This window comes from Pyxidicoccus fallax (genome assembly GCF_012933655.1).
GTDB lineage: Bacteria > Myxococcota > Myxococcia > Myxococcales > Myxococcaceae > Myxococcus > Myxococcus fallax.
Genome location: NZ_JABBJJ010000033.1, coordinates 1 through 19,083 on the forward strand (window position 1 = coordinate 1; position 19,083 = coordinate 19,083).

General features: G+C 70.8%; 16 protein-coding genes and 1 pseudogene. 9 read left to right on the plus strand and 8 right to left on the minus strand.

What is annotated here, in order from left to right:
• Positions 1–38 precede the first annotated feature (38 nt).
• Positions 39–578 (plus strand): annotated as a pseudogene (locus tag HG543_RS09765) (hypothetical protein); the annotation flags it as partial.
• A 13-nt stretch (positions 579–591) separates the two neighbouring features.
• On the opposite strand, the gene HG543_RS09770 reads toward HG543_RS09765, so the two are convergent.
• Both HG543_RS09770 and HG543_RS09775 read right to left on the minus strand, forming a co-directional pair.
• Positions 592–1,965, minus strand: coding sequence for a sigma-54-dependent transcriptional regulator (locus HG543_RS09770; RefSeq protein WP_169344436.1), 1,374 nt, complete (start codon positions 1,963–1,965; stop codon positions 592–594).
• A gap of 7 nt (positions 1,966–1,972) precedes the next feature.
• Positions 1,973–3,274, minus strand: a complete 1,302-nt coding sequence (locus tag HG543_RS09775; protein ID WP_169344437.1) for a sensor histidine kinase — start codon at positions 3,272–3,274, stop codon at positions 1,973–1,975.
• 453 nt (positions 3,275–3,727) lie between these two features.
• Here HG543_RS09775 and HG543_RS09780 point away from each other — a divergent pair, with 453 nt between their 5' ends.
• The 4 genes from HG543_RS09780 (at position 3,728) to HG543_RS09795 (ending at position 8,690) form a co-directional block, all read left to right on the plus strand.
• Positions 3,728–5,134 (plus strand): TolC family protein, encoded by a 1,407-nt coding sequence (locus tag HG543_RS09780; protein WP_246356884.1) that lies wholly within the window; start codon positions 3,728–3,730, stop codon positions 5,132–5,134.
• Between the two features lie 104 nt (positions 5,135–5,238).
• A complete protein-coding gene (locus HG543_RS09785) occupies positions 5,239–5,883 on the plus strand; it encodes an ABC transporter ATP-binding protein (RefSeq protein WP_171818643.1) in 645 nt (214 codons plus the stop codon).
• A gap of 45 nt (positions 5,884–5,928) precedes the next feature.
• The gene (locus HG543_RS09790; RefSeq protein ID WP_169344439.1) at positions 5,929–7,470 is read left to right on the plus strand and encodes an efflux RND transporter periplasmic adaptor subunit; all 1,542 of its coding nucleotides are present in this window, start codon (positions 5,929–5,931) and stop codon (positions 7,468–7,470) included.
• A gap of 14 nt (positions 7,471–7,484) precedes the next feature.
• Positions 7,485–8,690, plus strand: coding sequence for an ABC transporter permease (locus tag HG543_RS09795; RefSeq protein ID WP_169344440.1), 1,206 nt, complete (start codon positions 7,485–7,487; stop codon positions 8,688–8,690).
• Positions 8,691–8,738: 48 nt separating this feature from the next.
• Here HG543_RS09795 and HG543_RS09800 read toward each other — a convergent pair whose 3' ends face one another.
• From HG543_RS09800 to HG543_RS09810, 3 genes are all read right to left on the minus strand, one after another.
• A complete protein-coding gene (locus tag HG543_RS09800; protein ID WP_169344441.1) occupies positions 8,739–11,219 on the minus strand; it encodes a putative metal-binding motif-containing protein in 2,481 nt (826 codons plus the stop codon).
• A 73-nt stretch (positions 11,220–11,292) separates the two neighbouring features.
• Complete coding sequence (locus HG543_RS09805; protein WP_169344442.1) at positions 11,293–11,682, minus strand: hypothetical protein; 390 nt, start codon at positions 11,680–11,682, stop codon at positions 11,293–11,295.
• Positions 11,683–11,706: 24 nt separating this feature from the next.
• Entirely contained in the window at positions 11,707–11,979 is a 273-nt protein-coding gene (locus HG543_RS09810; RefSeq protein WP_169344443.1) for a hypothetical protein, read from the minus strand.
• Positions 11,980–12,092: 113 nt separating this feature from the next.
• Between HG543_RS09810 and HG543_RS09815 the strand changes: the two genes are divergently transcribed.
• Positions 12,093–13,091 carry an NAD-dependent epimerase/dehydratase family protein gene (locus tag HG543_RS09815; RefSeq protein ID WP_169344444.1) on the plus strand — a complete coding sequence of 333 codons (999 nt, stop codon included), beginning with the start codon at positions 12,093–12,095 and terminating at the stop codon, positions 13,089–13,091.
• 29 nt (positions 13,092–13,120) lie between these two features.
• Here the strand turns inward: HG543_RS09815 and HG543_RS09820 are convergent, their stop codons facing one another.
• The 3 genes from HG543_RS09820 to HG543_RS09830 form a co-directional block, all read right to left on the minus strand.
• Positions 13,121–13,942 (minus strand): hypothetical protein, encoded by an 822-nt coding sequence (locus tag HG543_RS09820; protein WP_169344445.1) that lies wholly within the window; start codon positions 13,940–13,942, stop codon positions 13,121–13,123.
• Positions 13,943–14,126: 184 nt separating this feature from the next.
• Positions 14,127–14,654 carry a GNAT family N-acetyltransferase gene (locus HG543_RS09825; RefSeq protein WP_169344446.1) on the minus strand — a complete coding sequence of 176 codons (528 nt, stop codon included), beginning with the start codon at positions 14,652–14,654 and terminating at the stop codon, positions 14,127–14,129.
• On the minus strand, positions 14,654–15,241 hold the full coding sequence (locus HG543_RS09830; protein WP_169344447.1) for a helix-turn-helix domain-containing protein: 588 nt from the start codon (positions 15,239–15,241) through the stop codon (positions 14,654–14,656). The genes HG543_RS09825 and HG543_RS09830 overlap by 1 nt, the downstream gene beginning before the upstream one ends.
• 384 nt (positions 15,242–15,625) lie before the next feature.
• Here HG543_RS09830 and HG543_RS09835 point away from each other — a divergent pair, with 384 nt between their 5' ends.
• Genes HG543_RS09835 through HG543_RS09845 form a run of 3 tightly spaced genes read left to right on the plus strand, consistent with a single transcriptional unit; the run spans position 15,626 to position 19,073 of the window.
• Complete coding sequence (locus HG543_RS09835; protein ID WP_169344448.1) at positions 15,626–16,438, plus strand: 2OG-Fe(II) oxygenase family protein; 813 nt, start codon at positions 15,626–15,628, stop codon at positions 16,436–16,438.
• A 32-nt stretch (positions 16,439–16,470) separates the two neighbouring features.
• Positions 16,471–17,175, plus strand: coding sequence for a PIG-L deacetylase family protein (locus HG543_RS09840; RefSeq protein ID WP_169344449.1), 705 nt, complete (start codon positions 16,471–16,473; stop codon positions 17,173–17,175).
• Positions 17,172–19,073: a glycosyltransferase family protein gene (locus tag HG543_RS09845; protein WP_169344450.1), complete on the plus strand. Its 1,902-nt coding sequence runs from the start codon at positions 17,172–17,174 to the stop codon at positions 19,071–19,073. Before HG543_RS09840 ends, HG543_RS09845 begins: the two co-directional genes overlap by 4 nt.
• The last annotated feature ends 10 nt before the right edge of the window (positions 19,074–19,083 follow it).

Sequence of the window (19,083 nt, forward strand, 5' to 3'; positions counted from 1 at the left end):
GATTCGTCGGCGGCGTCAGACGTGTATAAGAGACAGCCTCCGAGTCGCCCGCCGCGGAGAAGGCCAACACCGCCGTCCCCGTCCGCCCGCAGCCGAAGGATACGTTCACTGGCGCCGCCGACGCGCTCCAGCGCACCGCGAAGGTGTCGGGCGCGCCCGCGGGTGACCACGGCAAGCTGATGAAGGAGTACCTCACCGGCGCCCGTCCTCCGCCGGCGGACTTCGAGCAGGTCATGGGTTACAAGCCCTACGCCATCCAGACGAAGCACGGCCAGCGGATGCAGGACCCGCACGGCTACGCGTCGGCCCCGGGGCGCATCGGCCCGGACAAGGAGTTCGACCCGGCCGCCAAGACGCACGACTACGGCTACGACCTGCTGCGCTACTACGACAAGAAGGGCACGCCGCTCGGCGACGACGCGCGCAAGGCCGCCGACGCCCTCTTCCGCAAGGACCTGTTCGACTACGCCAACGACCAGAAGGGCCTGGGCGACCGCTTGAAGTTCCGGGCCTGGGCGCAGATCTACGCCACCGCGGTGGAGCTGAACTCCAGGGTCCAGGGCTACGGCCCTCCGTGACGGGCCGCCGCGCTCACTGCATGCCGTAGCGCCGCAGCTTGTCGTAGAGCGTCCGCAGGCCGATGCCCAGCCGCTGGGCCGCGCGCTTGCGGTTGCCGCCTTCCGCCGCGATGGCCTGCTCGATGGCCATCCGCTCCAGCTCCTCCAGCGTCGTGTCCGGCACCCGTCCGCCTCCGTCTCCGGAGGCGGGTGCCGCGGACGAAGCCACCTCCGCCGCCGGAGCCGCCGCGCCCGAGGGGTCCAGCCACAGGTGCCGCGGCTCCACCACCGGCCCGTCCGCGAGGATGGCCGCGCGCTCCAGTGCGTTGCGCAGCTCGCGCACGTTGCCCGGCCACGGGAAGGACACCAGCCGCTCGGAGGCCTCGGGTGACAGCCGCAGCCCCGGGCGCCCCAGCTCCTCGCCGATGCGCTTGAGCAGCAGCTCCGCCAGCGGGCGCAAATCCTCGCGCCGCTCGCGCAGCGGGGGCAGGCGGATGGGGAACACCGCCAGCCGGTGGTAGAGGTCCTCGCGGAACTCGCCCCGCGCCATCATCGCCTTGAGGTCGCGGTTGGTGGCGGCCACCCAGCGCACGTCCGCCTCCAGCGTCCGCGTGCCCCCCACCCGCTCGAATCTCCGCTCCTGCAACACCCGCAGCAGCTTGGCCTGCAGCTCCGCCTTCAGCTCGCCCACCTCGTCCAGGAAGAAGGTGCCGCCCTGGGCCAGCTCGATGCGCCCGCGCCGCTGGGCCACCGCGCCCGTGAAGGCGCCCTTCTCGTGGCCGAACAGCTCGCTCTCCAGCAGCGTCTCCGTGAGCGCCGCGCAGTTGACGGCCACGAAGGGCCCGTCGGCGCGCTCGCTCCACTGGTGCAGCGCCCGCGCGGTCACCTCCTTGCCGGTGCCGCTCTCGCCCGTCAGCAGCACCGTGGCCTGCGTGGGAGCCACCTTGCGCAGGGCCTCCACCACCGGCCCCATGGCCGGCGCGCCCCAGCTCAGCACCACCTCACCCGCGACGTGGCGGGCCTCCGCCTTCAGGTTGAGCAGCGCGCGCCGCTCCAGCGCGCGGGCCACCGTGAGGCGCAGCTCGGCCGGGCTGCTCACCGGCTTGGTGAGGTACTCGAAGGCGCCCGCCTTCATCGCCGCCACCGCGCTCTCCACGGAGCCCACGGCGGTGAGGACGATGACCTCCACGTCCGGCTGCTCCTCGCGCACCTTGCGCAGGAGCGTCAGCCCGTCCATGCCGGGCATCTTCAGGTCCGTCAGCAGCAGGTCCACGCCCTGCTTCGCCAGGATGCGCGCCGCCTCGTCGCCGTCGGCGGCCGTCGTCACCGTGTGCCCCTCGAACTCCAGCGCCTCGGCCAGGAACGAGCGCACGCCCTCTTCATCATCCGCCACCAGGATTCGCGCCATGGCTCCGTCAGCTCCCCTTCATTGGAACGGTGAGGCGGAACTCCGCGCCCCCACCGGCATGGCTGCGCGCGCTCACCGTGCCGCCGTGCAGCTCCACGATGCGGCGGGTGATGGCCAGCCCCAGGCCCACGCCGCGCAGCCTCCCCGTGACGAAGGGCTCGAAGATGCGCTCCTCCTCCCCGGCGGGGATGCCCGGCCCGTGGTCCTTCACGGTGAACACGAGCGACTTCCCCTCCTGCTCCACGCTCGCCTCCACGCGCTGCCCCGCCGGGCTGGCCTGCACGGCGTTGCGCAGCACGTTCTCCAGCGCCTGCTGCATGCGGCCGGGGTCCAGCTTCCACTGCGTGCGCGCCGGGAGGTAGCGGGCCTCCACGCTCGTCTCCCCCGTGGACTCCACCGCCGCGCGCAGCACGTCGTTCGGGTCCGCGTCCGCGCGGTGCAGCTCGCCGCTGCGCACGAAGGCCAGCAGGTCATTCAGCAGCTGCTCCAGGCGGACGGCCTCGCCCACGACCCGGTTCGCCTTGGGGTGCAGCACCTCGTCGCGCTCCACGCGCTCGGCCAGGAGCTGCGCGTGTCCCTTGAGCGAGGCCAGCGGGTTGCGCAGCTCGTGGGCCAGCACCGCGGACATGGTGCCCAGGGCCGCCAGCCGGCGCCCCCGCTCCAGTTCCTCCGACAGCGCCTCGCGCTGCGCCAGCGAGCGGGTGAAGGCGAAGGCCAGCACGAGGATGCCCGCGCACGAGATGATGGCCACGCCCAGCAGCCGCTCCGAGCGCGCCTCCAGCTCCAGCGCGGTGAGCGGCTCGAACTCGTAGGCGATGCGCAGCGGGCGGCGCTGCTCCTGCGCCCGGTCCGCGGCCTCCGGGGGCGCGGGCGTGGGCACCACCGCCCCCGTCTCGCCCGGTCCCGGCTCGGGACGGGACCGGCGGATGCGATGGACGAACCGCGCCCGGCCATCCTCCAGATAGAGCTGCGGACCCGCGTCCAGGGGGATGCCCTCGATGGAGCCCTCTCCCGCCGAGACCAGCACCCGCGAGTCCTCCATGATGGCCACATAGCGAAGGCCGCCGGCCTGATGAGCCTCCAGGAAGGCGTCCAGGTCCGCCTGTGTCGGAAGCCCATGGCTGTGGCGGAAGGCCTCGATGCCGGCGCCCGTCAGCACGGTCGCCATGCCGCGCGCCACCAGGGAGTACGCCTCATTGGCCGTGCTGCGGCTGAACAGCGCGGCGGACAGCAGCACCGCGCACATCAACACCGCCGCCGCCCACGGCATCCAGGGACCACGCGGGCGCCACCGGGCCGGGCCGCTCATCGGCGACCTCCCTCGCGGTGTTGCCAGCTCCAGGGGACTGTCTCGCACACTGCGAACTCTGCATGGGGAGTGCGGAATCCGCACTCCCTTCCCATCCGGCCCCCTGGCCGGTGGCTTCCACCGCGTTCCGTCATCTCCGCCCACGTCATGCGACTCTCTCCAGGGGAAGCGAGCGCGACCCGGAGGCCGCGAGCCGGGAGGGCGGGCGAGCGCACCGGCCCGCCGCGTCCCTCGTCCATCCCCCACCACTGCAATGACGGGGCCCACGTGTTCGCCCCTGGACGGCGCCTCGGGCGCGCGGGGCCCGCATGGCGGGACGTGCGGAATCCGCACCCAGGCTGCTGTTCCCGCAGCGGCCCTTGGACTTTTACTTCAGATTTCAATGGGTTGAGCGCTGGCAGGCCGTGTGCAATCACTCTGTCCGGTATGAGAAAGCTCCCGAGAACGTGGTTCATGAGTAGGCCCCACCGGATGCCGGCCCTGGCCCTGGGCGTCCTCGGGCTGGCGGTGACTCCCGAGGTGGCCCTGGCGCAGGCGCCCGCGGCGCAGCCGACGCCCTCCGCGCAGGCCGCGCCCTCCGCCGGGCAGCCGGCCCGGGCGGCGCCCGCGGTGGAGCTCGAGGCGCGAGCACAGCAGCCGCTGCCGAGCGTCACCCTGGAGGAGGCCATCGCCCGGGCGGTGAAGGTCAATCCCCAGGTCGCCCAGGCGGCGGGGACCGTCACCACCTCCAACGCGGCCGAGCGCAGCGCGTTCGGCGCCTACCTGCCCACCCTGTCGGCGAACGCCAACGGCTCCCTGGCGAGCACCCAGCGGCTGGACCCCACGACGGGCGCCGTGCTGTCGGGCTCCAGCGATACGTACAGCGCGGGCCTGTCCGCCGGGTGGGACGTCTTCACGGGCTTCCAGCGCAGCGCCACCCGCCGGCAGACGCGCGCGCAGACGAACGCGGCCGAGGCGCAGCTCACCGCGCAGCGCTCCACTGCGGTGCTGGACGTGCAGCGCTCCTTCTTCGAGGTGCTGCGCGCGGCGGGCCTGGAAGAGGTGGCGCGCTCCCGAATCGAGCGGGCGAAGCAGAGCGCGGACGCCGCGGAGCGCAGGCTGGCGGTGGGCTCGGCGACGCGCTCGGACATGCTGCGCGCGCGGCTGGAGCTGACGACGGCGCGCGAGTCCCTGCTGTCCGCGCAGACGCAGCGCCGGGCGGCGTCGCTCGCGCTGGGGCGCTTCATTGGCGAGGACGGCCCGGTGGACGCGAAGCCGCTGGAGAGCCTGGAGCCGAAGTCGCTGGCGCTCACCGACGAGGCGCTGACGGATGAAATCACCGCGCGGGCGCCGTCCGTGCTCGCGGCGGAGGCGAACCTGCGCTCCTCGGAGGCGGGTGTGGGCGTGGCGAAGTCGGACTACCTGCCCACGGTGCGGCTGTCCGCGGGCTACGACTGGTTCAACCAGGACCTGGCCCTGACGGGCGGCCGGACGAGCTGGTCCGTGCGGCTGGGCCTTTCCTACCCCATCTTCGACGGCTTCCTCCGCGAGGAGCGCGTGGTGCGCGCCAGGACGCAGGAGTCGGTGGCGCAGGTGCAGCTCGCGGACACGGTGCGCTCGGTGCGCTCCAGCGTCGGCCAGTCGCTGAGCCAGCTGCGGCTCACCTCGGACCGCATCACCTTCGCCCAGGAGTCCGTGGAGGTGGCGCAGGAGGACGTGAAGGTGCAGCAGGAGCGCTACCGCCTGGGGGCCACCACCATCCTGGAGCTGCTGACGTCCCAGGAGAGCCTGGTGCAGGCGGAGATCAACCTCATCGCCGCCCGCTTCGACTACCAGATTGCCCGCGCCGAGCTGGAGGCGCTGGCCGGGAGGCCGCTGTGAGCACGTCGACGAGCACCGAGGCGGGCACGGCGCCCGCGCAGGCGGCCGGCCGGGACATCTCGGACGTGGTCATCCGCGTCGAGGGACTGCGCAAGGAATACAAGATGGGCTCGGAGGTGGTGCGCGCGCTCCGGGGCGTGGACCTCACCATCCGCCGCAACGAGTACGTGGCCGTCATGGGCCCGTCCGGCTCGGGCAAGTCCACCTTCATGAACCTCATCGGCTGCCTGGACGTGCCCTCGGGCGGGCAGTACTGGCTCAACGGGCAGCCGGTGGCGGGCATGTCCGAGACGGCGCTGGCGCGCATCCGCAACCGCGAGCTGGGCTTCGTCTTCCAGAGCTTCAACCTGCTGCCCCGCGCGTCCGCGCTGGACAACGTGGCGCTGCCGCTCATCTACGCGCGCGTGCCCAAGAAGGAGCGGCGCGAGCGCGCGGCGGCGATGCTGGAGAAGGTGGGCCTGGGCGCGCGCATGGACCACCGGCCCAACGAGATGTCCGGCGGCCAGCGCCAGCGCGTGGCCATTGCCCGCGCGCTGGTGACGCAGCCGGCGCTGCTGCTGGCGGACGAGCCCACGGGCGCGCTCGACAGCCGCACGGGTGAGGAGATCATGGCCCTCTTCGGCGAGTTGCACACGCAAGGCCAGACCTTGATGCTGGTGACGCACGAAGCGGACATCGCGGCGTATGCGCAGCGGGTGCTGTTCCTGAAGGACGGCGTCATCGAGCGGGACGAGCGGAAGCGGGACTGAATCGGTCCGCGCCTTCGCGCGGCGACCTGGAATTGGAGGAACGTCGTGAGCAAGACGAAGAAGTTTGTCATCTCGGGCGCCGTGGTGGCCTTGCTGGGAGCGGGCGCGTACACCGTCACACGCGGTGACGCCGAGCCGCCCGCCCAGGAGCGCTCGGCCTCGCTCGCGGTGGTCGAGCGGCGGGACATGGAAGTGGTGGCCGAGTCCTCCGGACTCGTGGAGCCCCTGCGCGTGGTGGAGGTGAAGTCCAAGGCCTCCGGCGAGGTGCTGCGCGTCCACTTCGACACCGGCGACAAGGTGGAGAAGAACGCGCTGCTGGCGGAGATCGACCCGCGCGACGTGCAGAACGCGCTGGCCCAGGCCCAGGCGGACGTGGATTCCGCGCGGGTGAGGCTGAACACCACCGAGGCCCAGCGCCAGCGTCTGGAGGAGCTGCGCAAGTCGGGCTACGTCACCCAGCAGGAGTACGAGACGGCGGTGGACGCCGCCGCGAGCGCGCGGGCGGCGAAGGTGCGGGCGGAGACGAACCTGCAGCTCGCCCGCGAGCGCAGCGGCGACGTCACCATCCGCGCGCCCATCGACGGCACGCTGCTGGAGCGGACGATTCAGCCCGGGCTCATCATCGCCTCCGCGACGTCCAACGTGTCCGGCGGCACCACGCTCTTCAAGATGGCGGACCTGTCCATCATGCAGGTTCGCGCCAAGGTGGACGAGACGGACGTCGGGCAGATCAAGTCCGGCCTGCGGGCGCGCGTGACGATGGAGGCCTACCCGGGCCGCACCTTCGTGGGCGAGGTGGTGAAGGTGGAGCCCCAGGCCGTCGTCGAGCAGAACGTCACCCTCTTCCCGGTGCTCGTGCGGCTGGACAACAAGGAAGGGCTGCTGCGGCCTGGGATGAACGCGGAGGTCGCCATTGAAATCTCCCGCCGGCGCGACGCCATCACCGTGCCGAACGCGGCGGTGGCGAGCATGCGCGACGCCCGGACCACGGCGGTGGCCGTGGGCGTCTCCGAGGAGGCGGTGCGCGCGGTGATGCGGCCGCCCGGGGGCGGTGGCCAGGGCGGCGGCGCTCCGATGGGCGCGAATGGCCCGGGCGGCGACACGTTGGCGAGCGCGGGGCAGGCTCCGGCGGGCGCGGGCGGCGCGGGCTCGGGTGGTGACGTGGCGGCGAACGCGGGTCCGGCGGGCGGCGCGAACGCCAACGCGGGTGGCCAGGGCGGCGGCGCTCTTGAAGGCGCGGGCAACGCGGTGGCCGGGGCCAACGGCGCGGGTGCGGGAACGACGGTTCCCGCGGGCGGAGGCCGGGGTGGCCGGGGCATGCGCGAGGGCCGGCAGGCGCCGGGCGACACGCGGCCGGGCATCGTCTTCGTGCAGGGGCCGAAGGGGTTGGAGCCCCGGCGGGTGATGCTCGGGCTGAGTGACTGGGAGAGCTCCGAGGTGGTGAGCGGGCTGCAGCCCGGCGAGCAGGTGCTGCTCATCTCCGTCGCCCAGCTCAAGGCGCAGCAGCAGCGCAGCACCGAGCGGATGCGTCAGATGGCGGGCGGCATGATGGGCGCCCCGGGTGGCGGTGGTCGCGGACCGCGGTAGAGGGAGGTCAGGTCATGGGAGAAATCATCCGGGTCGCGTTCGACGCGGTCCTTGCCAACAAGCTCCGCTCGCTGCTGACGATGCTGGGCATCGTCATCGGCATCGCCGCGGTCATCACCATGGTGGCGCTCGGTGAGGGCGCGCAGCGCTCGGTGGCGCAGCGGCTGCAGACACTGGGCACCAACGTCCTCACGGTGCGCCCCGGGCAGGCCTTCCAGGGCGGCCTGGGTCGCGGCCAGGCGGCGATGTCCGTGGACGACGCGGAGGCCCTGCGGGCCAACCCGCGCGCCATCCAGGCCGTCGCCCCGGAAATCGAGGCGCGCTTCCAGGTGGAGTACGGCGCCGCCAACGCCAACCTGTCCGTGGTGGGGACGTGGCCGGCGTACTTCGACATCAACCAGAGCAAGCTGGCGCAGGGCCGCCTCTTCACGGATGCGGAGGACCGGGGCCGGCGGCGGGTGGTGGTGCTCGGCGCGCTGGCCGGTGCGCAGCTCGGCCTGAGGGACTCGTCGTCGCTGGTGGGCGAGAGCATCCGCATCCGCGGCATCCCCTTCGAGGTCATCGGCGTGCTGGCCGAGAAGGGCTCCCAGGGCTTCTCCAACCCGGACGAGAGCCTCTACATGCCCCTGTCCACCGCGCAGTTCCGGGTGATGGGCACGGACCGCATCCGCTCCATCTCCGTGCAGGCGGTGGACGAGCAGTCCATGGACGATGCGATGGCGGAGATCGACCTGACGCTGCGGCGCGAGCACCGGCTGCGCCCGGAGGAGGCGGCCGACTTCAACATCCGAGACCAGGCGTCGCTGCTCACCACGATGCAGGAGACGACTCAGACGTTCTCGATGCTGCTGGCGGGCATCGCCGCCATCTCGCTGCTCGTGGGCGGCATCGGCATCATGAACATCATGCTGGTGTCGGTGACGGAGCGGACGCGCGAGATTGGTCTGCGCAAGGCGCTGGGCGCCACGGGCATGGACATCCTGCTCCAGTTCCTCGTGGAGTCGCTGGTGCTGTGCCTGGCCGGCGGCACCATCGGGCTCTTGCTGGGCGTGGGCGGCGCGTCGGTGCTCCAGAGTGTCATGGGCTGGAGCATGGTGGTGGCGCCCGAGGCCATCATCGTGGCCATCGCCTTCTCCGCCACCGTGGGCGTGTTCTTCGGCATCTGGCCCGCGCGGCGTGCGGCGAGCCTCGCGCCGATCGAGTCGCTGCGGTACGAGTAGTGGCGGGCCGGCCCGCCGCATGTTGGCGGCGGGCCGGGCCCGTGGAACTCAGGGCAGCTGCGGGAAGTGGATGACCCGGCCACCCGGGCCCACGGCCCAGATGTTGGTCGGGGACACCAGGGCGATGTCGCGGAGGGGGCCCGCTGTGGGCGGGGTGTACTGCGTCACCCACGTGTTTCCCAACCCGTTATGACGGTGGATGCGGCCCGCTGCGTCCGTGACGTAGACCGAGGAGCGGTCTGGCGCGCAGACGCTGGTGAAGTTCGTGTTTGCAGGAGGCGTCACGAGGCTCCAACCAGCTCCCTGCCACCTCATCACGAGGTTGTTGTCTCCCACCGCGTAAGCAAGCGTTGGCGAGACCATCCAGACACTCCGGAGGCTGGAATTGCTCGGGCTTCCACCCGTGGGCAGGTCGACGTCGCTTGGAGTAGCTCCTCCGGAATAGGTCTCGAGCTGAGGGACACTTTGCCCATTGCTCTCCTGGCCCACTATGAACAGGCGCGTTCGGTCGAAGCCGTGAGCATCCCTGTAGAGGGGGGCGGGATTGGTGGGACTGTCGGCAGCCCTCACAGGAGCACCGCTCGTCGCCCAGGAGTGGAGCTGACCGCCCTCATCCACCACGTAGAGCGTCATCCCGCTGTCCTCGAAGCCGACAATGCCCGTGGCGTTGTGAGCGCCGGTCAGCGTGTGCTGCATGGAGCAGCCCGTCCCGTCATGCCGGGCCACCTGTCCGCCGCTGCCCGCGAGGAACACGCTCCCATCGCTGCTCACCCAGGCCGCATTCCAGGTGGTGGTAGCTCCACACTGGCCATCGAAGCTCGTGAACGACTCGTTCGCTGCGTTGCGACGGGCGAGGGCACCGTTCGCTCCGGCAATCCATACGGGATAGCCGCTGACGCTGGCCTTGCTGATGGCCACGGTGTTCCAGTCGCGCCCATTGAGAGCGGAGTCCGTTACCGGGTTCCACCCTGCCCCCATGCACACGTTGCCTTCATCCGAGTTGACGTTGCAATTGTTGTCACGGAAGTCGCAGACCTCTGTGCCACCACCCCTGTTGTATCGGTCGGTATCGTCGCAATCCGTGTTGCTGGTCGCGGAGCCAGCAGGAGGCATTGTCGGAGAACACGCGACCTGCGCCTGAGCGCCAGAGAGCGCGTCTCCATCGCCATCCACGTCGGGGGTGTAATAGGTGGTCCCCGTGGGCGCGTTGCAGCGGGTGTCGTCTTGCGCTTCGTTGCACACGTAGATGCCTGGGCAGGAAGCACCACAGGTGGCACCCAGCCGTGTCGGGCCGCTCTTGAAGGGCTCATCCTCGCCGTTCACGCAGTTGTCATCCACGCCGTTGCACTTCTCCGGGACGCCAGGATTCACCGCGGCTTCCGCATCGTTGCAGTCGAAGACGGCGGTGGGCGCCACGTAGCCCGCGGGCTGCATGCAGCCGGTCATCGTGGTGTTCGCGAGTCCGTAGTTGTCTCCGTCCGCATCCCGGTGCCACGTCTTGTTGAAGCCCTCGTCCGTCCCGCCGCTGCAGTTGTCATCGACTTCATTGCAGACTTCCTGCGCACTGGGATTCACCGCGCTGTTGGAATCATTGCAGTCGACGTTGCTCGACACGTACCCTTCCGGCCTGTTGCACTTCAGCCGTGTGTCCGTCATCGTCCCGAAGCCATCACCGTCTGCATCCCGGTAGTACCTGACAACCGCCAGCCCTTCGTCCGTCCGGTTGTCGCAGTTGTTGTCCTTGTCGTCACACGTCTCGGCCAGTCCTGGCTTGCGTGCGGCGTCGTTGTCATCACAGTCGTTGCTGGACGCAACGTGGTTCTCGGGGGCGACGCAGGCTCGCACCACGGGACCGGCGCCAACTCCGTCCCGGTCGCTGTCCAGGTAGTAGCTGTTCAGCGTCAACCCGTTGTCGATGCCCTCGACACAGTCGTTGTCCACGCCATCGCAGATTTCCTGATTGCCAGGTCGCCTCTCGGCGTTCCCGTCGTCGCAGTCTCCGCTCTGGGCCACGTGCTGCGCGGGCGCCGTGCAGCCCAGCACCACGTCTCCCCCGCCAACGCCGTCACCATCCCCATCCCGGTAGAAGCTGAGCTGTCGGACGGCCGCATCGTTGTCGACGCAGTCCGTGCCGCCCCCGGATGTCGGCACGTAGCCGTCACCGTCGGTGTCCACCGCGCTCAATGCGAAGGAGAACGTCTGCACCCCCGGCGTATCCAGCGTCACCTCTTGCGTCTTGCGCGCCACCTCCTGCCCTTTGCAGTCGCGCTCGTGCGCCGTGGAGATGACCTCCAGCGTTCGGCCCCACTCCTCCCGCCGGAAGATGCCAAAGACCGCCTTGCGCTCGGCGCGCTCCCACACGAGCTGCTCGCCGGTCAGCGACTTGGAAGCATCCGCCTTGTCGCGGACCTGCGTGATGATGCAGCCCGCCTTGAAGTCGAAGGAGACCTCCAGCCGGATGGCGGCCTGGTTCGCGTCAGGAGGGCCCTCGTCCTTCTTGCAGGAGGCGAGGACCAGCAAGGACACCATGGGTAGCATGAAGCGGCGCATAGGGCGGGCAGTCTAATCCCACCCGCCCCCAGGCCTGCCACTTCCCGTCCGGCTAGACCATCCACCAGCCGCCGTAGGGCTGGCGGATGAGGATGAGGTCCCCCGGCCAGTGGTCCTCGTAGACGCGGATGGTGCCCCAGATGGGGTCGATCCAGATGGTCCGCGCCGCGGGCGTGGGGTTCACGTCGCCCTCAACGGGCAGCGTGATGACCGGGGTCCCCTGCCGGTTGATGAACTGCACCGCGGGCATGCCGCCGTCCTCACCGCCAGACAGGCGCAGCAGGTAGAAGTCCGGCGGGAGCGGGGTCAGCTCGGGCATGGAGATGTACATGAAGGCCAGGTCGACGCCGGCCTCGATGTCCTCCGTCAGCGAGGCCCCCGCGAGAACGTTCGGGCCCTGGGTGCTGACCCGGACCTGCTCGCTGTCGAGGTCCAGGCCCATGCTCTGCGCTACGTCGGCGGGCTGCTACACGCACATATAGGACGTATCGTCGATGACGCTGTAGGCCGTCCGCACTCCCGTGCGGAACTTCGGCGAGAAGCAGCTGCATACCTCGGTGCCAACCAGGTTGATGAGCTCTGGCTCGGCGTAATACTCGATGGTGTACGAGCTGGCATTACACCACGTTACTTCCTGCTCCTGAGCGCCGAGCTCGGACGCATCCGAGTCCTCCACCCCGGGGCCGCAGCCGGTCAGCATTCCCACCGCCAGCACTCCACCAATGATTGCCGCGCGCATGTCTTCCTCCTGAGAGTGTATTCGCCATCTAAACCGCAACTGCCGGTTTATACGTGAATGCACGGAGATGGAACTCCCAGGTGGGTCGCCATCGGGCGGGCTCGGCGATATGCATGGGCGCCACCATGAACGTGCTCGTCACCGGGGCCACCGGCCTCATCGGCAACGCCATCGCCCACCGGCTCGCGGAACAAGGCCACCACGTGCGCGCGCTCGTGCGCGATGCCAACAAGGCCGCGCCCCTGCTGCCCGCCTCCGTGGAGCTCGTCCGCGGCGACATCACCGTCCCCGAGTCGCTTCCCTCCGCCATGCGGGGCGTGGAGCGCGTCTTCCACGCCGCCGGCATGCCGGAGCAGTGGCAGAAGGACCCGTCCATCTTCGACCGCGTCAACCGCCAGGGCACCGTCAACGTGCTGCGGGCCGCGCTCGAGGCGAAGGTGAACCGCGTCGTCTACACCTCCACCATGGACGTCTTCGCCGCCCCGCGCGGCGGCACCCTCGTGGAGACGAACATCGACACCGCGCCCAAGCCCACCTGGTACGAGCGCTCCAAGCAGGCCGCCGAGCGCGAGGCCGAGGTCATCCGCCAGCAGGGGTTGGACCTCGTCTACGTCAACCCCTCCGCCGTCTACGGGCCCAGCCCCGTGCACGTGGGCCTCAACTCGCTCTTCCTCCAGGTGCTCAACAAGCAGGCCCCGCTGCTGCCACCGGGCGGAGTCTCCATCGTCTACGTGGACGGTTGCACCGATGTGCACCTCGCCGCCGCCGAGCGCGGTGTCTCCGGGGAGCGCTACCTCGTCTCCGACGAGCACGTCAGCGTCGCGACGCTCGCCCGGGGCATCCTCCAGGCCGCCGGAGGTGGACGCCCGCCGCCCACCGGCCCCACCCTCCTCCTCCAGGCGCTCGCCACCGTCTCGGACCCGCTCGCCCGCGTCTTCGGCTTCACGCCGCTCGTCGCCCCGGGGCAGCTCTCGTTCCTGCTGTGGGACGCCCGCGTGGATGCGAGCAAGGCCCGCCGTGAGCTCGGCTTCCGCCCCACCCCGTTCGCCGAGGGCGTGGCGCGCACCGTCGCCTTCCTGCGCGAGCAGAAGCTCGTCCCCGCCGCCGCCTGAGCGCGGCGGCAGGGCGGTCCGGGCGACGACTACCTGGGGGTCACGCTCTCATTGCTGAGCGACACCGTGGTCGCCGTGCTCGTCACGACGATCTGGTCCGGGTCCTGGGCGGCGCCAGCGCTCGGGGCATCGGAGACCAGCACCAGCTTGTCCCCCACGGTGGTCACCGGGGCCGCCTTGACGCCATCCCCAATCGAAACGCCGTTGAACGGCATCTCGAAGGAGAAGTCGTTGTAGGGCTCCCTGCCGCTGCCCCCGCCGCTCTCGGCGGCATACTTGCACGGGATGTAGCAGTAGTTGCATTCGATGGGGCCTCCCATGCACAGCTTCAGGCACGCCTTCGGGGTCAGGTGCGTGCAGGAGGGGCGGCCGAGGCTCTCGCCCCGGGCGGCGACCGAGCCGCTGGCGAGGCCCTTCACGGAGGCCACGAGCCTGCCCTGCGAGTACAGCAGCGCCGAGTAGGTGGTCGGGTTGCCGTCCGCGTCGACGAAGCTCGCGGTGATGGTCTGCCCGTCCACTCGGCTCGCGACGGTGGCGGTGGCGACGACCTTGCCGTCCGCGACGTGCGTCAGCACCGTCGTGTCCTCGGCCTGACCGGAGGGCTCACAGCTCACGCCCGCGCTCCAGGCGCTGAAGCCCTCGGTGTCGATGGCCACGCCATCCGTGCCCGACGTGCTGGTGGCGTGGACGTTCAGCTCCTTGCTCTGCACCTCCAGCTTCGCGCCACCCACCGCGCAGTGCTTCAGCCCCGAGAACGTGACGCAGTCCTCGGCATGGGCCTGCGAGAGAGGAAGGGCGAGGGCGAAGAGGGCGGCGAGACCGGTCTGGGTCCAACGGCGGAACGAACGCATCAGCAGCTCCTGACACCTGTTCCGGAGGAAATCTCCGGCGGGGGGTGGGCGCCGCGTGTTCACATGCCGTGCCATTCCCACACCGACGCAGCCCGGGAGTCCGCGACGGGCCCGGGCGCGCACTTGTAGCGTGGAGCGTCACAGCGCGACCGGCGCTGTGGCTCACGTCGCTACAACCGCGTCCTCAGAGGTGCTTGTAGAAGAACGTCGTCGCGCAGAACTCGCCGTCGGGCATCAGCGCGTACTTCGGCACGACGCCCACCCGCTGCCAGCCGGCGCGCTCATACAGCCGCTCGGCGTCACCACCCGTCACGGTGTCGAGCACCAGCACCGTCTTGCCCTCGGCGCGGGCCACCTCGTCGAGCGCCGCCATCAGCCGCTGCGCGACGCCGCGTCGGCGGGCCCCTCGGTGCACGAGCATCTTGGCGACGTCCCCGCGGTGGGGCTGGTTCTCGGGCAGTGACGTCATCATCTGCACCGTGCCGATGATGCGGCCCTCCTCGTCCTCGGCGACGAGGAGCACGCGCTCGCCGCGCGCGACGCCCTGGGCCACGCCGCGCCAGAAGGCCACGGCCTTCTCGCGCGTCATCGGCAGCATGAAGCTCACGGAAGCGCCGCCCTCGACGCAGTCGATGAGCACCTCGGCCAGCCCATCGACGCAGGCCTCGGCCTCGTCGGCGGCGACGCGCCGTACCGTCACGTCTCCGGTCATCAGGTCCTCCGGTGGGGAGTGGAAGGCGGGGTCACCAGCGCCACGAGGTAGCGCGCCGGCTTGCGGGTGGGATTCCGGTAGACGATGGGCTGGTCCAGGCGCATGGCGAGGCAGTCGCCCGCCTCCAGGCGCCACTGCGCGTCACCCACCGTCACCTCCATGACGCCGTCAATCACCCAGACCTGCTGTGCGATGTCCGGCTCACGCGGAGCGCTGTCATAGGCGACGCGCTGGCCGGCGGGAAAGACGACCTCCACGAGCTGGAGCGGCGAGCGCGCGGCCGGCGAGAGGTTGCGGCGGATGTAGCCCGAGCCCGGGTCCGTCCACACGGGTTGCTCGGCCGCGCGCGCCACCGGCGAGGGCTCGGCGGCGGGCGCCGGGCTGTCCTCGAACAGCGAGGCGAGCGTCACGCCGAGGCCGGCGGCCAGCTTGTCGAGCACCACGGCGGTGGGACTGCTCTGGCCCCGCTCGATGAGCGAGATGTTCGAGCGGCTCACCCCACTGCGCTCGGCCAGCGCGTCCAGCGAGAAGCCCCGCTCGTCGCGGAGCTCCCGGATGCGACGCGCGAGGCGGGCGTTGATATCCATGGCGTCCAGTATACTGGAGGGCGTCCTCCAGTAAAGTGCCGTGCGTCATCGGCCGTCGTTCGCGCGTAATTCCTGTCGGGTAGTGCCGTGTCCGGGCGGCTCAAAACCTCTCACATCGGCCGGGGTGTTCGAGCGGATTTTCGTGTCAGGGGCCGGAGATACGGTGCGTTTCATCAATTGCTGGTCACGCCCATGACGACACGCGCTCGCTCGACACCTTCTCTCCGGCAGACCTCCACTCCGACCCCGCTTTCCCTCGCGCATGACGGAGTCATCCAACTCCAGACACCCGTTTTCAGGGATGTCGAATATTTGCGACTGAATGATTTCGTCAAAGGCTCACATGCACGCCGCAAGGTGTTCGCGGAGCGCCTCCTCACGCACTTGCATGAGCGAGGATTCTTCTACCTGGAGCGTCCCACCGCGCTGCTGGCGCGAGAGGGGCTGACCGAGGACTTCGAGCACTACGAGGCCGTGTACCAGCGGGCGCTGCTGGAGCACCCGCACCTGGGCGCCCTGATGCACGCGCCCACCGTCTTCCAGACGGGCTACAACGCCACGTGGTACCCGGAGTCGGCGTCGGTGCGTCAGTCCATCGAGGCCTTCATGGCCAAGCCGGCGCTGTGGAAGGACTTCCGCAAGCGGCCCGTGCCCGCGGCGGTGCGCGAGCTGCTGGACGCCTCGGAGCAGGCCTACCGCGCCTGCCACGTCGTCGCGCTCGTGTTGCTGGAGGCGCTGGAGCTGGGCTACGGGCTGCGGCCCGGAGGGCTCTTGCGCCTGTTCCGCAAGCACACCGAGGGCGCGGTGCGGTTCGTGAAGTACCACGCGCCCTGCCCCACCCGTGCGCGGCGCGTGCTGACGACGCACGCCTCCGAGCCGCATGCCGACAAGAGCTTCTTCACCTTCAACCTCGGCGAGTCCCGCCCGGGGCTGCTGTGGCTGGACGGGAAGACGCCGCGCCTGATGCCCAACGGCGACGGGCACTGGCTCGTCACCTCGGGCCGGTACTCGGAGGGGCTCACGCAGCGGCTGGAGCGGCCCGTGCGGTCCTTCCAGCACACCGTCATCAACGACGGCGAGCGCATCGTCATCCTCGGCTTCGTCACGCCCGAGGGCGAGCTGCACGACATCCCGGTGGACGAGTGGCCGCATCCTCCGCTGGCCTCCCCTGCCCGCTCGCGGCGCGCGTCGCGCTGAGGCGTTCCCTCCCGACAGGAGCGCCTCGCGCCATGCCCGCCCGACATCTGTTCTTCTCACCGCATCCGGACGACATCGCTCTCGGCTGTTTCGTGAGCCTCGTCCGGGTGCCCCCGGGCGCGCCCCGGGCCATCGTCACCGTCTTCTCGCAGAGCTGCTGGGAGTTCGTCCTCCCGGTGGTCCCCCAGCGGGCCTTCGCGGTGTCCACGCGGAGGCTGGAGGAGGACCTGCGCTTCGCGTGTGCCCACGGCGCGGACTGGGTGCCCCTCGGCTTCCGTGACACCAGCCTCCGCCTGCCGCCGGGCGCGGAGGACCGCTACCCGTCGGCGAGGGATTCACTCCGGCCCGCGGTGGAGGCCGCGCTGCGGCCCCTCCTGGACGACGAGGCGGTGTGCCATGTCCCGCTGGGCATCTCCGGGCACGTGGACCACCTCCTCGTGCGGGACGCGGTGCTGGCCCTGCGTGGAGGTCCCCGGGGGCTCGTGTTCTACGAGGACCTGCCGTACTGCGAGCGGCACAGCGAGGAGGAGATCTCCGCCTTCGTGCGCGGCCTGGGGCTGAGCCTGTCGCCCTGCCTGCTGGACGTGACGCGCGAGTGGCCCGCGAAGCTGCGCGCCCTGCGGCTGTACGAGAGCCAGATGGAGCCCGCGACGATTCCCTCCGTCGAGCGCCACGCCCGCCGGCTGGGCGCGGGACAGGGCCTGGCCGAGCGGGTGTGGAAGGCGGTGCGGGAATGAGCGGGATGACCTGGGAGGGGCCGCTGCTGGTCCACCTGTCGTTCGAGGCCACGCGGGCGCAGGGCGGCGTGGGCACGGTGCTGGACCAGCTCCTCGCCTCGGCGGCCTACCGTGGCGCCTTCCGGCGCACGCTGCTGGTCAGCCCGCTGGTGCGCCCGTGCGGCGAGGGCAGCTACACGCCGGGCGAGTCGCTGGCGAAGGACCTCGCGGCGCATGGCGAGGTGCTCTACAGCGGGCTCCGGCGGCGCAACCCCGTGGAGCTGTCGCGGCGCCTGCGGCCGGTCGAGGCGCGGCATGGCGTGTCGCTCGTGTACGGGCGGCGGCCCGCGCCCGGAGGGCCGGTGGAGGTGCTGCTGGTGGACCTGACGGACGTGCTCCGCGGCTACCGCGTCTTCATGCCCACCATGCCGCTGTTCCTGGAGCGGCTGCGCCGGTTGCTCGGCGTGGAGGTGCGGCTGGATGTCCGGGCGCCCAGGCCCGCGCCATGGCGCGTGGCCTCGTGGGCCACGCGTGTGCTCCGGGGAGAGCGGCTGGGGGGCACCACGCTCGTCAACCGGCTCTACCGGCATGGGGTGCGGCGCGGCTGGGTGCATGCGCCGCCGCTGGACCATGACGCGATGATGGGCATGGTCCTCGCCGAGCCCGTCTTCGACGCGGTGGAGGCCCTGCGTCCTCCCGGTGGGGCGAGCTGCGTCTTCCTGGCCCAGGAGCACCTGTCCCTGCCGCTGGCGTACAAGGCCCTGCTGGATGGCCGCGCGTGGAGCCGCACCGTGAACTACGCCGGCGAGGTGCGGACGCCTCGGGTGCTCGTGGAGTATGGCGACGCGCCGGGACAGGGGGCCTCGGACAACCGCTTCTACCAGGTGCAGCGCCTCGCGCTCGCCGAGGGACAGACGCTGGACGAGGTCTTCCCGGTGGAGGGCTGGCCGAGCTTCCAGATTCTGCGGCATGGCTCCCTGTGCGATGGAGTCGGGGCCGTCAGCCCTTCCGTCGCGGACGAGCTGCGCTTCGTGGACCGGCGCTTCCGTGCGCGTCCCATCACCGTCATTCCGCACGGCCACCGCGCCGTGGCGACGGACTGGGACGCGCGGCGGGAGAGCCGCGAGCGGGTGCTGCGCCACCTGCGCGAGCGGCTGGGCCATGACTTCCGGCTGGTGCTCACCCGCATCTCCCGCGACGAGGTGTGCAAGGGGTTGCAGCGGGACGTCACCGTCTGCGAGTCCCTGGCGGAGCGGCTCCCGCCGGAGCGCCTGCCCGCGGTGCTGCTCATCATCTCGGAGTGGGACGCGGCCCAGCCCTCCGACAACATCCGCGCGCTGCTGGAGCGGGTGGCGGCTTTCAACGCGCGAGGAACGGGGCTCCACATCCATGCCATCAACCAGGCGACGTGGCCCGCGGGCCTGGACTTCACGCGGGACGACCTGCTGCGCGCCACGGATGTCTCGTTGGGACAGTCCCTCTACGAGTCCTTCGGTCTGGCGCAGCTGGAGCCGCTGAGCTGCGGGGCGGTGTGCGTCATCTCTGGAGTGAGCGGAGCACGCCGCACGCTGGCGGAGCTGTGCGCCGACATGGGCATGTCCGAGCAGGCGCATCCGAACCTCGTGGTCGCGGACTACGCGTCCGAGGAGGACGGTGACCCGTCGTGGACCATCACGCACTGGAAGTCCCTTCGGGCGGATGAGCTCCAGGCGCTGGAGCGGCGGACGGCGCAGCACGTGGCGCGGCAGGTGGTGGAGCGCCTGCCGCGAGACGAGGAGGCCGCTCGCGGCCTGCTGGAGACAGGCCGCCAGCTCGCCGCGCGGATGCAGTGGGAGCCGCTCATCCGCGAGCAGCTCGTTCCCTTCCTCACCGAGCCCCTCCGTGTCGCGGAGGAGAGCGCAACAGGAGCTCGTCCATGAAGGCACGAAC